12 protein-coding genes are annotated in these 12,892 nt (G+C 63.0%); 5 read left to right on the top strand and 7 right to left on the bottom strand.

Going from position 1 to position 12,892, the window contains the following annotated elements; translation table 11 throughout:
- Positions 1-15: 15 nt before the first annotated feature.
- Positions 16-756, bottom strand: coding sequence for an ATP-binding cassette domain-containing protein (locus AC04SH_RS13000; RefSeq protein WP_112560281.1), 741 nt, complete (start codon positions 754-756; stop codon positions 16-18).
- A 417-nt stretch (positions 757-1,173) separates the two neighbouring features.
- Here AC04SH_RS13000 and AC04SH_RS12995 point away from each other — a divergent pair, with 417 nt between their 5' ends.
- Positions 1,174-2,163 carry a sugar-binding protein gene (locus AC04SH_RS12995; RefSeq protein WP_477231626.1) on the top strand — a complete coding sequence of 330 codons (990 nt, stop codon included), beginning with the start codon at positions 1,174-1,176 and terminating at the stop codon, positions 2,161-2,163.
- A 176-nt stretch (positions 2,164-2,339) separates the two neighbouring features.
- Positions 2,340-3,122 carry a FadR/GntR family transcriptional regulator gene (locus AC04SH_RS12990; protein ID WP_488575310.1) on the top strand — a complete coding sequence of 261 codons (783 nt, stop codon included), beginning with the start codon at positions 2,340-2,342 and terminating at the stop codon, positions 3,120-3,122.
- Between the two features lie 37 nt (positions 3,123-3,159).
- Here AC04SH_RS12990 and AC04SH_RS12985 read toward each other — a convergent pair whose 3' ends face one another.
- Positions 3,160-4,098, bottom strand: coding sequence for an NAD(P)-dependent oxidoreductase (locus AC04SH_RS12985; protein ID WP_488575309.1), 939 nt, complete (start codon positions 4,096-4,098; stop codon positions 3,160-3,162).
- A gap of 117 nt (positions 4,099-4,215) precedes the next feature.
- Between AC04SH_RS12985 and AC04SH_RS12980 the strand changes: the two genes are divergently transcribed.
- Together AC04SH_RS12980 and AC04SH_RS12975 are read left to right on the top strand one after the other, a co-directional pair.
- Positions 4,216-5,106, top strand: coding sequence for an NAD-dependent epimerase/dehydratase family protein (locus AC04SH_RS12980; RefSeq protein WP_112560284.1), 891 nt, complete (start codon positions 4,216-4,218; stop codon positions 5,104-5,106).
- A 107-nt stretch (positions 5,107-5,213) separates the two neighbouring features.
- A complete protein-coding gene (locus tag AC04SH_RS12975; protein ID WP_488575308.1) occupies positions 5,214-5,990 on the top strand; it encodes a FadR/GntR family transcriptional regulator in 777 nt (258 codons plus the stop codon).
- A 149-nt stretch (positions 5,991-6,139) separates the two neighbouring features.
- Here AC04SH_RS12975 and AC04SH_RS12970 read toward each other — a convergent pair whose 3' ends face one another.
- The 5 genes from AC04SH_RS12970 to AC04SH_RS12950 form a co-directional block, all read right to left on the bottom strand.
- Positions 6,140-7,246 (bottom strand): Gfo/Idh/MocA family protein, encoded by a 1,107-nt coding sequence (locus tag AC04SH_RS12970; RefSeq protein WP_488575307.1) that lies wholly within the window; start codon positions 7,244-7,246, stop codon positions 6,140-6,142.
- A 28-nt stretch (positions 7,247-7,274) separates the two neighbouring features.
- The gene (locus AC04SH_RS12965; protein WP_488575306.1) at positions 7,275-8,096 is read right to left on the bottom strand and encodes an ATP-binding cassette domain-containing protein; all 822 of its coding nucleotides are present in this window, start codon (positions 8,094-8,096) and stop codon (positions 7,275-7,277) included.
- Positions 8,093-9,208 (bottom strand): ABC transporter permease, encoded by a 1,116-nt coding sequence (locus AC04SH_RS12960; protein ID WP_477231956.1) that lies wholly within the window; start codon positions 9,206-9,208, stop codon positions 8,093-8,095. Before AC04SH_RS12960 ends, AC04SH_RS12965 begins: the two co-directional genes overlap by 4 nt.
- 145 nt (positions 9,209-9,353) lie before the next feature.
- On the bottom strand, positions 9,354-10,322 hold the full coding sequence (locus tag AC04SH_RS12955) for a rhizopine catabolism ABC transporter substrate-binding protein (RefSeq protein ID WP_488575305.1): 969 nt from the start codon (positions 10,320-10,322) through the stop codon (positions 9,354-9,356).
- A gap of 61 nt (positions 10,323-10,383) precedes the next feature.
- Entirely contained in the window at positions 10,384-11,316 is a 933-nt protein-coding gene (locus tag AC04SH_RS12950) for a polysaccharide deacetylase family protein (RefSeq protein WP_488575304.1), read from the bottom strand.
- 329 nt (positions 11,317-11,645) lie between these two features.
- On the opposite strand from AC04SH_RS12950, the gene AC04SH_RS12945 reads away from it, so the two are divergent.
- Positions 11,646-12,890, top strand: coding sequence for a DegT/DnrJ/EryC1/StrS family aminotransferase (locus AC04SH_RS12945; RefSeq protein WP_488575303.1), 1,245 nt, complete (start codon positions 11,646-11,648; stop codon positions 12,888-12,890).
- Positions 12,891-12,892: the final 2 nt, after the last annotated feature.

Raw genomic sequence — 12,892 nt, 5'->3', positions numbered from 1 at the left:
ACCTTTATCCCCTAATCAGACCTGTTCGATGGCGCCGGTGATCAGCCCGGTGACTTCCTCGGGCGAACTGGATGCGATCCTCTTGTCGGCGACTTTCCTGCCGCGCCGCATGACGATGACGCGGTCGGCGACGTCGAAGACGTCGGGCATGCGGTGGCTGATCAGCACCACAGCGATGCCCTGGTCGCGCAGATGGCGGATCAGGTTCAGCACTTCGGCGACCTGGCGGACCGAAATCGCCGCCGTCGGCTCATCCATCAGCACGATCTTGGCCTGCGACAACATGGTGCGGGCGATGGCCACCGCCTGGCGCTGGCCGCCCGACATCTGCTTGACCAGGTCGCGCGGCCGCGTCTCCGATTTCAGTTCGGCAAAAATCTGCCCGGCGCGCTTGTACATGGCGGCATAATCGAGGATGCGGAACGGGCCGACGCCCCGGCGCAATTCGCGGCCGAGATAGACGTTTGCGGCAGCGGTCAGATTGTTGCACAGCGCCAGATCCTGGTGGACGATCTCGATGCCGTGCTGGCGCGCCTCCACCGGCTTATGCAGGATCAGCTCCTTGCCATCCATCTGCATCGAGCCGTGGCTCGGGCGGAAATTGCCGGCGATCATCTTGACCAGTGTCGACTTGCCGGCGCCGTTGTCGCCCATCAGGCCGACGACCTGTCCCGGCTCGATGGACAACGAGACGTCGTTGACCGCCTGGATGGCGCCGAAATGTTTCGAGATGTTGGTGAGTTCGAGAACCGCCACCAGCCTTCTTGCCTCCCCGTGCTTTGGCCATCGGTTCCGCCCGCGGCCCACGCTTACCCAGCTCCTCCCGGGACAGCGATGTTGAATTCCATTTACGCAAATGACTGCACGGGCGTCAATCGGCAGGCGGAATCTAAAAATCCGTTTTGTAGGACAAATACCATTGACGTTGGCCACAAGCCGATATTAGCTGGATGGCGGAGGAGTAACCTGCCGGCCCCATCCGGTTTGCCTATGGGATCAGCAGGGAACGCATCGGTGCTTGCCGGCCTTTTCGAATCCGGCTGACCGAAATGAAAATGCTTATCGACCTGGCCTGCCGACACGAGCGTTCGCATAACGATCCTCTGTCACCGCATCCGGGTTGGTTTGTGTGGCGGGCACGCCGTGTCCGTCTGTTTCCAAGGGAGGACTGATATGAGGAAAACAGTTTTGCTCGCCGCCGTCGCCGCGATGGCGCTGGGCGCCGGGCCGGCTTTGGCCAAGAAGCAGCTCGTCATCGTGGTGAAAGGTCTCGACAATCCGTTCTTCGAGGCAATCCACCAGGGCTGCGAGAAGTGGAACAAGGAAAACGCCAGCTCGGAGTATGAGTGCTTCTACACCGGCCCGGCCTCGACTTCCGACGAGGCCGGCGAGGCGCAGATCGTGCAGGACATGCTGAGCAAGGCCGACACGGTGGCGATGGCGATTTCGCCGTCCAACGCGCCGCTGATCGCGCAGACGATCAAGACCGCCAATCCGACGATCCCGATCATGACCGTCGACGCCGACCTGGCCAAGGAAGATGCAGCACTTCGCAAGACCTATCTCGGCACCGACAACTACCTGATGGGCAAGAAGATCGGTGAGTACATCAAGAAGGGCAAGCCGAACGGCGGCACGATCTGCACCATCGAAGGCAATCCTGCGGCCGACAACATTTTGCGCCGCGCGCAAGGCATGCGCGACGCGTTGTCGGGCAAGGAAGGCCTGGCGGCACTGGCCGGCGAAGGCGGCTGGACTGAAGTCGCCGGCTGCCCGGTGTTCACCAATGACGATGGCGCCAAGGGCGTGCAGGCGATGACCGACATCCTCGCCGCCAACCCGAAGCTGGATGCGTTCGGCATCATGGGCGGCTGGCCGCTGTTCGGCGCCCCGCAGCCCTATCGCGACCTGTTCGGGCCGCTCAAGGACCGCATCGCCAGCAATGATTTCGTCATCGGCGCCGCCGACACGATCGGCGACGAAGTGGCGATCGCCAAGGACGGCCTCGTCACCGCACTGGTTGGCCAGCGGCCGTTCGAAATGGGCTACAAGGCGCCGTCGGTGATGATCGACCTGATCGAAGGCAAGAAGGTCGACGATCCGGTGTTCACCGGCCTCGACGAATGCACCAAGGATACAGTCGACACCTGCATCCAGAAGTAGCCAGCGATACCGGGGCGTCCTTTCGAGGGCGCCCCGTCACTTCCCTCAGGGACAAGGACAGGCAACATTGTCGGGGCGTCAGGCTCCGGCTTTGACGGGTCCATGCGTCTTGCTTTCGGCGAAGGGCTCGGTCAATTCCGGAATGGATTGCCAGCGACAGATTGCCGATGCCCAAGATGCCGGACGACAGACCAAGAAGGCAATCCGCCAGGACCGATGTGCCGGCCAGTCCGGTGGCCACAACTGTTCGACGGCCGGATATGGCGTGGAGCCCCGGATCGAGCGTGCATGGATCGCTGGCCAGCGAAATCGGCCTCAGAATCGTGCGTGGCGACTATCCGCCGGGCGCCATCCTGCCAAACGAAGCCAAATGGGCGGAGATGTTCAACGTCAGCCGCTCGGCGGTGCGCGAAGCCATCAAGATGCTCATGGCCAAAAGCCTGCTGGCTTCACGGCCCAAGATCGGCAGCTGGGTCGAGCCGAGGGAACGCTGGAACCTGCTCGACCGCGATGTGCTGGCCTGGTATGCGACCGGGCCGGACCGGGAGGCGTTCCTGCGCACGGTGCAGGAGTTCCGTCACATCATCGAACCGGAGGCCAGCGCTTTTGCCGCGATGCGGCGCAGCGACGAGCAGATGGCCGAGATCAGCCAGGCCTGCCGGGAAATGGGCGAGGCGCTGAGCCTGCAGCAGCGTATCCGCGCCGATACGCGCTTTCATCTCACGATCCTACGCGCCTCCGGCAACGATCTTTTGGTGCCGCTCGGCGTGCTGATCGAATCCGCGCTCGACCATCTCTTCGTCTTCACGACCATACAGGTCAGCGACCAGCAGCACGCCCAGAAGCTGCACGAAGCGATCGAGAAGGCCATCCGCCTGCAGCGGCCCGACGCGGCCCGCAACGCGGTGCGAAAGTTGCTGGCCAATACGGATGAGGGGATCGGCAAGGCGCGGCGGTGAGCCAGCGCAATCTCCCCACACGGGGGAGATCCGCTGATCAGATCGTCTGCTTCTTGCCGTCCTTGCTTGGCATGAGATCGACGCCGTTCACTTTGGCAATATGCGTGGCCAGCATCGGCACGAACTGCTCGGCCGGGCCGGTGGCATGGGCGCCGGCGAAGGAATTCTTGGTGGCGTTGCCCAGCGGGTTGGCGATGCCGGCCGCACCCGCCATCGATTCCAGATAGGTCAGGTCCTTGAAGGCGTTGGCGATGGTGAATTTATGCGCGTCGCGGTCACCCTCCAGCGTCCAGCGCATGAAGGTCTGGTAGAAGCCGCAATCCATGCGGCCGTTGCGGATGACGCTGTCGAAGCGCGGCGGCGAGATGCCGACCTTCTCAGCCAGCGCCAGCGCCTCGGAATAGATCGCGGCATAGCCCAGCGAGATGAAGTTGTTGAGCAATTTCATGCGGTGGCCGTCGCCGGTGTTGCCGATGTGGACGATGCGCCCGGCCCAGGTTTCGATGACAGGCTTCACACGGGCAAACAGCGCGTCGGGCGCGCCGACCATGGCGTCGAGCGTACCTTCCCAGGCTTCCTTCGGAGTGCGGCTCAGCGGCGCATCGACAAAGTCGACGCCGATCTCCTTGAGTTCCGCCGCCAGCGCCACGGTCGAGACCGGATCGGAGGTCGAGCAGTCGACGACGACCGAGCCCTTCTTCAAGCCCTCCTTGAGGCCGCCGGGGCCGCGGATGATGGCTTCGACCTCGCGCGAGCCGGTGACGCAGATGAAGACGATGTCGGAAGCCGCCGCCACATCGCGCGAAGTTGCCGCTTCCTTGGCGCCTCGGCCGATCAGGTCTTCCGCAGGCTTGCGGTTCTTGCGGCCGAGGAAGGTTAGGCCGTAGCCCTTGTCGACGATGTTCTTGGCGATGCCGTGCCCCATCAGGCCAAGGCCGATGAAGCCGATCTTTTCGCTCGCGGCGGTCGTGGTCATGTCTTGAAGTCCTGTTGCAATGATTGATATCTGGCGCCGCCGTTTTGCCGGCGAGGATGGTTGCGGAATGCCATATTGTCTGACAATACACAGAAATCCTAGGCATTGGAGGCGAAAATGACGAAGCGGATCATGTTCACCGGCGGCAGCGGCAAGGCCGGGCGCCATGTCGTGCAATATCTGGTCGAGCAAGGCTGCCAGGTGCTCAACATCGACACCAAGCCGCTCGACAATCCCAAGGTGCGCACGCTGATCACCGACATCACCGACAGCGGCCAGGTGTTCAACGCGCTGACGAGCTACATGGGCCTGCATGAATTCGACCCGTCGCTGCGCTCGCAGCCGGTCGATGCCGTGGTGCATTTCGCCGCCATCCCGCGCATCATGATCACGCCCGATAATGAGGTGTTCCGCATCAATGCGATGGGCACCTACAATGTCATCGAAGCGGCAGTGAAGCTCGGCATCAAGAAGGTGGTGATCGCATCCAGCGAGACGACCTATGGCGTGGTGTTCGCCAACGAACCGCGCGACCCCAAATATTTCCCGCTCGACGAAGAATACGACGTCGATCCGATGGACAGCTACGCGCTGTCCAAGGTCGTCAACGAGCACACGGCGCGCGCCTTTGCGCAGCGCAACGGCACCGATATCTACGCCTTGCGCATCGGCAACGTCATCGAACCGCATGAATATTCGCTGTTCCCGAAGTGGTTCGCCGATCCGGGCTTCCGCAAGCGCATCGCCTGGAGCTATGTCGATGCCCGCGACCTAGGCCAGATCACGCTGCGTGCGGTGGAAAAGGACGGTCTCGGCTTTCAGGTATTCAATGCCGCCAATGACGACACCTCGTCCGACCTACCAACGGCCGAACTGTTGAAGCGGTTTTACCCCAATGTGCCGGTCAAAGCGGAGCTCGGCGAATATGAGACGCTGCTCTCCAACCGCAAGGCCAGGGACATGCTCGGCTTCCGTCCCGAACACAGCTGGCGCAAATACGTCAAATAGGGTTATCCGGGCCAAGGTTGTAAGCTGATCTGTGCACAGCCTTAGGCTTTGCCGCCAACGCCCTTTCCTTTGCTTGACAGCTTCAAAAATCCGGACTTTGTGGACGCATGAGGGACGGAAAGCCGAATAAGGGAAAAAAGCCCGACAAGGCGGCCGCCGCCGAGCGCCCGGCGGCGCTTCGTCGGGCCGACGCAACCCGGGTGCCCGGCTCCAGCGTGCACGCCTCGCTGGCCAGCGAAATCGGGCTGCGGATCGTGCGCGGCGATTATCCGCCGGGCACCATCCTGCCCAATGAAGCCAAATGGTCCGAGACCTTCAACGTCAGCCGCTCGGCGGTGCGCGAAGCGATCAAGATGCTGATGGCCAAAAGCCTTTTGGCATCACGCCCCAAGATCGGCAGCTGGGTTGAACCCAGGGAGCGCTGGAACCTGCTCGATCGCGATGTGCTCGCCTGGTACGCGACCTCGCCCGACCGCGAAGTGTTCCTGAAAACGGTGCAAGAGTTCCGCCACATCATCGAGCCGGAAGCGACAGCGTTCGCCGCCATGCGGCGCACCGAGGAGCAGATGGCCGAGATCAGCCAGGCCTGCCGCGAGATGGGCGAGGCGACCAGCCTGCAGGAACGCACGCGCGCCGATACGCGCTTTCATCTCGCCATCCTGCGTGCCTCCGGCAACGATCTGCTGGTGCCGCTAGGCGTGCTGATCGAATCCGCTTTCGACAACCTGTTCACTTTTACGACGCGTGAACTCGACGATCTGCAGCACGCACAGCAGCTGCACGAGGCGATCGAGAAAGCCATCCGGCTGCAGCGACCGGACGCGGCCCGCAACGCGGTGCGCAAGCTGCTCGCCAACACCGACGGCGTCATCAACACCAGGTAGGATGTGCTGATATTCAGGTGAGGCCGGCCTGCAAACGCCGGCTTTCTGCGCTTCCGGTGCTCACGTACTTCAGTACGCTCCGCTCCGGTTCTCGAAATCCAACGTTTTCGACTCGGCCTGACCTGAATCTCAACACATCCTTCGAGCGCTCAGTCGACTGGCGAAGTGGCCAGGTGCTGCCGGGTCAGCGCGATCAGCAAGGCCTGGTCGCGGGCGGCGTGTTCGGGTGGGTTGACCACCGCGTCACCGTTGACGATCGCGCCCCAGAAGCCGCGCATCTCCTCGACAAAGGCTTCGCCATAGCCGGTGCGCAGGTCCCTGGTCGATAGCGTATGGCCGTCCGACGTCTTGACCGTCAGGCGGGTCGGATGATGGTTGAGCCAGGGCGAGGGGAATTCGAGCTCGAGGCTGGCATCGTCGAAGAACAGCGTGATGCGCTCCTTGTAGTCGGCGAGCTTCGGCACCGTAAGATGCGTCATGGTCCACAGCGCCTGGCCGTCGAGCAGTTTCACCGCACCCTGGCCGCCATCGCCATTGGCGAAAATCTGCGCGCCGACGACCTCGCCAGCCGGCACGCCGAGCGCGTCGAGGAGGCCATGCACGGCATTCACATCGTGAATCAAGGCGGAGCTGTAAGCGCCGGTAAATCCACGGAAAGCGAGATGAGTTAGAGGCCGGCCGATGGCGCGCTCGACCTGTTGCTTCTGCTTGCCTTGCGCGGCAGCAATCAGGTCCTTGGGAATGTCATTGCCGCTGATATAGCGCTGGTGGGCGATGAAGGGCCAGGCATCGGGATCGTTGACCTCGACCGAGACGGAGCGCAGGGTCTTTGCCGTGCCGGGCAGCGAGGCCAGCGCCAGCCGGTAGCTTGGATCGAAGCGCTTCATGTAACCGACCTGCATGACCTTACCGGCTCTGTCGCGCACGGCGACGATCTCGGCAATCTCCTGCGGCGAGTAGCAGACCGGCTTTTCGCAGAAGACATGCAGGCCGCGCTGGAGTACGGCCAACACTTGCTCGTGATGCAGCGGGTCGGGCGAGCCGATGACGACAGCGTCCAGCTTTTGGTCGAACAGCTGCTCAGGCGTTTCGAAATTGGCGATGCCGTGGATCTCGCTGACGAACTCGCGCGAAGTCCTCGACGGATCGGCGACACCGACCAGTTCAAACAGATCGCCGAGCCGCAACAGGTTGGGAATATGCTCGACCTGCGAAATCATGCCGGCGCCGATGACACCGACCCGTATCCTGCTCATGCAATATCTCTCTTGATTGTCTCAGACGTCACGATGTGGCGGCCGGCCTATTGCCGATCTGCGCCAAAAGCCCGGCGATCTCCGCCTCCACCGCTTTCAAATCCTCGCCGCCCGACATGATCGAAATCACCTCGTCGCGCGAGATTTCGGATTTGGCGTAGGTGCCACGGTTGCGGCCGCGGTTGAGCAGCGTGAAAGTGTCGCCGACGGGGTAGGCGTGGTGGATGTTGTGGCTGATGAAGATTACCGCCAGTCCGCGCATGCGCGCCTCGATGATGAACTTCAGCACCATTGCCGCCTGATGCACGCCGAGCGCCGAAGTCGGCTCGTCGAGGATCAGCACTTTGGCGCCGAAATGCACGGCGCGCGCGATCGCCACCGACTGGCGCTCGCCGCCCGACAGCGTGCCGACGGCCTGTGTCGGGTCGCGCACGTCGATGCCGATATCGGCCATCGCCTGGCGGGCTATTGTATTGGCGCGCTCCTTGTCGAAGCGCGAGAAGGGCAGGCGGCTCCTGGTCGGCTCGCGGCCGAGGAAGAAATTGCGGGTGATCGACATCAGCGAAATCATGCCAAGGTCCTGGAAGACCGTGGCGACACCGAGATCCTGCGCGTCGCGCGGGCTGCGGAAGGTCACAGGCTTGCCGTCGACAAAAATCTCGCCCTTGCTCGGCCGGTGCACGCCCGACAGAACCTTGATCAGTGTCGACTTCCCGGCGCCATTGTCACCCAGCAGGCAGTGCACCTCTCCGGGATAGACCTTGATGTCGATGTCCTGCAGCGCGCGCACTGAACCGAAATTGACGGACACACCGCGCAGTTCCATGGCTGGCTGAATGGCTTGGGTCATTTGCCGCCTCCGCGTCCAAGCGCCTTGAGGCGGATGTAGTTGTTGACCAGCACCGCCATCAGGATGACGATGCCGAGGAAGACTTTGAACCAGTCGGTGTCGATGCCGGTGTAGAAGATGCCCATCTGCACCAGGCCGAAGATCAGCGCGCCGAACAGCACGCCATAGACGGTGCCGTAGCCGCCGGTGAGCAGCACGCCGCCGATGACGGCTGCGATGATGGCCTCGAATTCTTTCAGCAGGCCGCGCGTGGTGTCGGCGGAGCCGGCCTCCATCACCTGGATGGTGGCAAGCAAGGTCGCGGCACAGGCGGTGTAGATGAACAGCGCGATCTTCACCCGTTCGACCGGCACGCCGACATTACGGGCGGCATTGAGGTCGCCGCCGGTGGCGAAGATCCAGTTGCCGTATTTGGTCTGGGTCAAGACATAACCGGCGAGCGCGGTCAGGCCGAGCCACCAGACGATCGACATCGGAATGCCGACGACGAAGGGAATGCCGTCGGTGCGGGTGGCGATCCAGCCTTGCGTGCCCATCCAGTGGAAGAAGCCGGTCAGGAGATGGCCGTTGAACAGGCCGGCGGTAGCCTGGTCCGGCGCGCCGTCAAGGATGTAGGGGATCTGCGTGCGGCCGGTGACGGCGCGGGTGATGCCGATCGACAGGCCGCGCAGGATGTAGAGCGAGGCCAGCGTGACGATGAAGGAGGGCAGGCGGGTCTTCACCACGATCAGGCCGTTGACGTAGCCGGTGAGGATGGCGACTGCGAAGGCGCAGGCGATGCCGCCCCACAGCGGCAGGCCCCAATATTTGACCGTCAGCCCGATGACGACGCCGGCGAAACCGACCATCGAGCCGACCGAGAGATCGAACTCGCCGGCAATGATGAGGAGGGCTGCGGCGGTGGCGATGATGCCGAGTTCGGCCGCCAGCGTCAGGAAGGTCATCGACCCCTGCAGCGAATAGAGGTTCGATGCTCCCGGCAGCAGGGCGAAGATGATGATGGTGGCGATCAGGCCGCCGGCCGCACCAGCTTCGGGCCGGCGCAGCCATTGCGTCAGCCGGCCGGTGCTGGCCAGCCGCTCATCGGCGCCGGCGGCGCGCTTCGACGTCATGCCGAAACGGTCCTTGACCGGCCCTTCTGAAGGTATCGCCTTGTCTTCCACGGCTGCCATTAGGCTCCCCAATCGCTCACTTCGCAATGTCGATGACTGCAGGGAATGCGTCGTTGCGGCTTCCCCTGCAGAGATCGTTCAGGCCTTAGCGGATGCCGTCCTTGGCGAGCGCCAGGATGGCCTTGGCCTTGTCGGGCGAGTCGATGAACAGCGGGCCGGTATAGGCGTTGTTCTGCGGCCAGAAGCCGTGCGTGGCGTGCTCGACCAGATAGATCACCGGCAAATAGCCCATCAGATATTGCTGGGCGTCCATGCCGAAGCCCATTTCGCCGGCGACGACGGAATCCAGAACTTCGGGGCTGATATCGAACGTGTAGAGCTTGATCTTGCCGAACAGTTCCTTCTGGCGGAAGAACGGGATCAACGGGTTGGCGGCGGTGGCGCCGAGCGCAAACACGGCCTGGGTATCGGGATGCGCCGACAGATAGGCTTCGGTGCGGCGCTGGATGTCGGCCGGGTCGGGAGACACGGTCAGGACTTCAGTGCCGCCGCCGGAAGGCTTCAGCCCGTCATTCAAACCCTGGCAGCGCTGGTCGAGGCTCACATTGCCGACCTCGTGGTTGATGCAGACGACCTTGAGCGTGCCTTCCTTGGCCAGCCGCTCACCGGCCTTCTTGCCGGAATCATATTCGGAGACGGTGCCGACATAGAGCGTGGTGCCGAGTTCGGCGCCTTCCTTCTCGCCGGAATCCAGAACCACCATCGGGATGTTGGCGGCGAGACCCGCCTTGACCGATTTGCCGAGCGCATTGGCGTCGGCGATGGAGACGGCGATGCCGTCGGGATTGGTGGCGATGGCCGCGTCGAGCAGGCGGGACTGCTCGACCACATCGAACACTTGCGGTGCGTAATATTCGACCTTGGCGCCGGTGAGTGCCGCCGCATCGTCGACACCGCGCTTGACCACCGACCAGTAAGGGTCGGAGGCCGAACCATGCACCACGAAGGTGACGCGGACATCCTTCGGGTCCTTCAGGCCAGCGGCCTGCGCGACGCCCGCCAGCATACTCATCGAGACAAGCGCGCCGAGCGCCAGTTTCAGAACGGTCTTCATGTCATTCTCCCATTGTCGTTGCAGTTCCAATTCCCTCTTTGCGCCGAGGCGATAAACCTCCTTACGGCGCTGACCGCGTGGCCGCTTTGCGGGCCTTTGCCAGTGTCGATGTTCCAAGCCGTACGCGAAGCTCCTCGCGCAACGGCTTCATGCCGATGATGTCGATGTCCTGCGCGCCGAGCCAGTCGCGAAAACCCTGGTCGCGGAACAGCTCATATTCCTCGGTGCGGATATAGGCGGAGCGCGGCTCGATCAGCTCGAGCTCGCCCGGTGCGTTGAAATGCAGACAGAAGAAGGTCAGGCCTTCACGCACGCCTTCGATCAGCGCCTTGTAGGCAGGCTCTATCGGCTTCGAACGCGGGCGGCCCCATGTCGTCTGGATGGCGGCGTCGAAGATGACAAAACCCTTGGCGCGGGCCTCGGCGACGCCGCGCTGGAAACCCTCCTCGGTGACGCCGACCAGATTGTCGTTGGGCGAATAGGCCGACAGTGTCTTGGTCAGCAGCACCGGCAGTCGGTATTCCAGCCCGAGCCTGATGTAGACGTCGCAGAACTCGGGCGACAGGGCCGCGCCCATATGGGCGTCGAGATGGGTGACGTCGATGCCGGCGCGATAGGCGGTGTCGATCTGGGCGCGCAGCTCGGTTTCGACCGCTTGCGGTGCCGCCTTGCGGCGGGTGGTTGCCACGTCGGGCCAGAAATAGCCGAACTCGTCGGTCAGGCCGGCCGCGCGCGACGGCGAGGTCAACGGCCGCCATTTGTAGTGCTGCTTTTCGCTGTTCAGCGTCAGGTGGACGCCGAGATCGAGGGCAGGGTTCGCGGCTGCCGCTTCGGCCATCTCGGGGAACCACGGGCACGGCACCATCACCGCGCCGGAGCTGCAGGCGCCCAGCCCGGTCAGTTCGAGGAAGGCGCTGTTGGCGCCATGGCACATGCCAACATCGTCTTCATGCAGCACAAGCTGTCGCCTTTGGGCATTCATCGGGGCAGTCATGAACGGCCACCGTCTTGCCGGCACGCCGGTTGCGAGGGTCTTCCAAAGTGTGTCCCGTGCTGCATGGAACCGACCGTTTGCCCAACTGGACGCGATGGAACGCCCAAAGCCGGCTTTTCAACAGGGCCACTTCAACGAATTCGGATGGGTACGATTTTTCCGCTGGCCTGCATTCTGGAATGCCGATTACATTCGCTATGCCCATATTCGGCGTCAAACGCGTCCTCGCGCAGCCGGGATGGCTTGGTCCGATCGCGGCGGAGTGGTTCTTTCAAACAGCGCCGGCAAGCGTAGAGCTTTCACACCATCAAGCGATGTGGAGAGCTGCCATGTACACTGCCGGCGAAGAAGAGATCGAAGCCATTGCCAGGGTGATCCGCTCAGGCGCGCTGTTTCGCTATGGCGACAACAGCGAATGCAACCGCTTCGAGGCCCGCTATGCCAGGCATCTCGGCGTCGAGCATTTTGCGCTTGCCGCCAGCGGCACCTATGGGCTTGCCGCCGGCCTGATCGGGCTCGGCATCGGGCCTGGCGACGAAGTGCTGGTGCCGGCGCACACCTATATGGCCACGGCCACGGCGGTGCTGTCGGTCGGCGCCATTCCGGTCATCGTCGATATCGACGAGAGCCTGACCATCGATCCGGCAGCGTTGCGCGATGCCATCGGGCCGCGCACCAAGGCGGTTATCCCGGTGCATATGTGGGGTGCCGCCTGCAACATGAATGCGATCATGGACATCGCCAAGAAACGCGACCTCAAAGTGCTGGAAGATGTCTGCCAGGGCATTGGCGGCGGCTATCAGGGCAGGAAGCTTGGCTCCATCGGCCATGCCGGCGCCTACTCCTTCAACTACTTCAAGAACATGACCTCGGGCGAGGGCGGCGGCATCGCCACCAGCGATCCGAAGGTGGCCGAGCGGGCGCGCTGCGCCATCGACCCATGCCATTTCTACTGGCAGGGCCGCAATGACAGCATCAAGCCGTTCGCCGCTATCGGCGCGCGCGCCTCGGAACTGATGGGCGCCATGCTCAATGTCCAGCTCGACCGTCTCGACGGCATCATCGAGGCGATGCGGGCGGAGAAGAAGAAGGTGCTGGCCGGCACGCGCCATCTCGGCAATCTCGGCCTGACGCCATCGCCGATGAACAGCCCCGATGACGACTGCGCGGCGCAGGTGATGTATCTGTTGCCGAGCGAACAGTCGGCGCAAACCTTCTCGAAGACCATTCCCAGCGTCATTGCCGGCAAGACCGGCCGCCACAATTTTACCCAGTGGGACCAGGTGCTGATGCATGAGGGTGCGCATCACCCGGCGCTCAATCCCTACACGCTGCCGGAAAACAAGGGCCTGCGGCTCACCTATGCCGACGATCTCGGCAAGGGGTCGCTCGACATCCTTAACCGTACGGTGATGGTGGCGATGAACCCGGCGCATGGCGATGCCGACATTGCCGACATGATCCACAATATCGATGCGGCGGCACGCGTGGCGTTGGAAAATGCCTCGCTGGATGAGGTCGAAGTGCGCAAGGCCGCCCCCGTCGATTTGCAGAAGTTCGACAGCGTGAACTGAGG

This window comes from Mesorhizobium sp. CNPSo 4688 (genome assembly GCF_057784295.1).
Note: the sequence above shows the minus strand (reverse complement) of the source record. Positions and strands in the feature narration are given on the sequence as shown.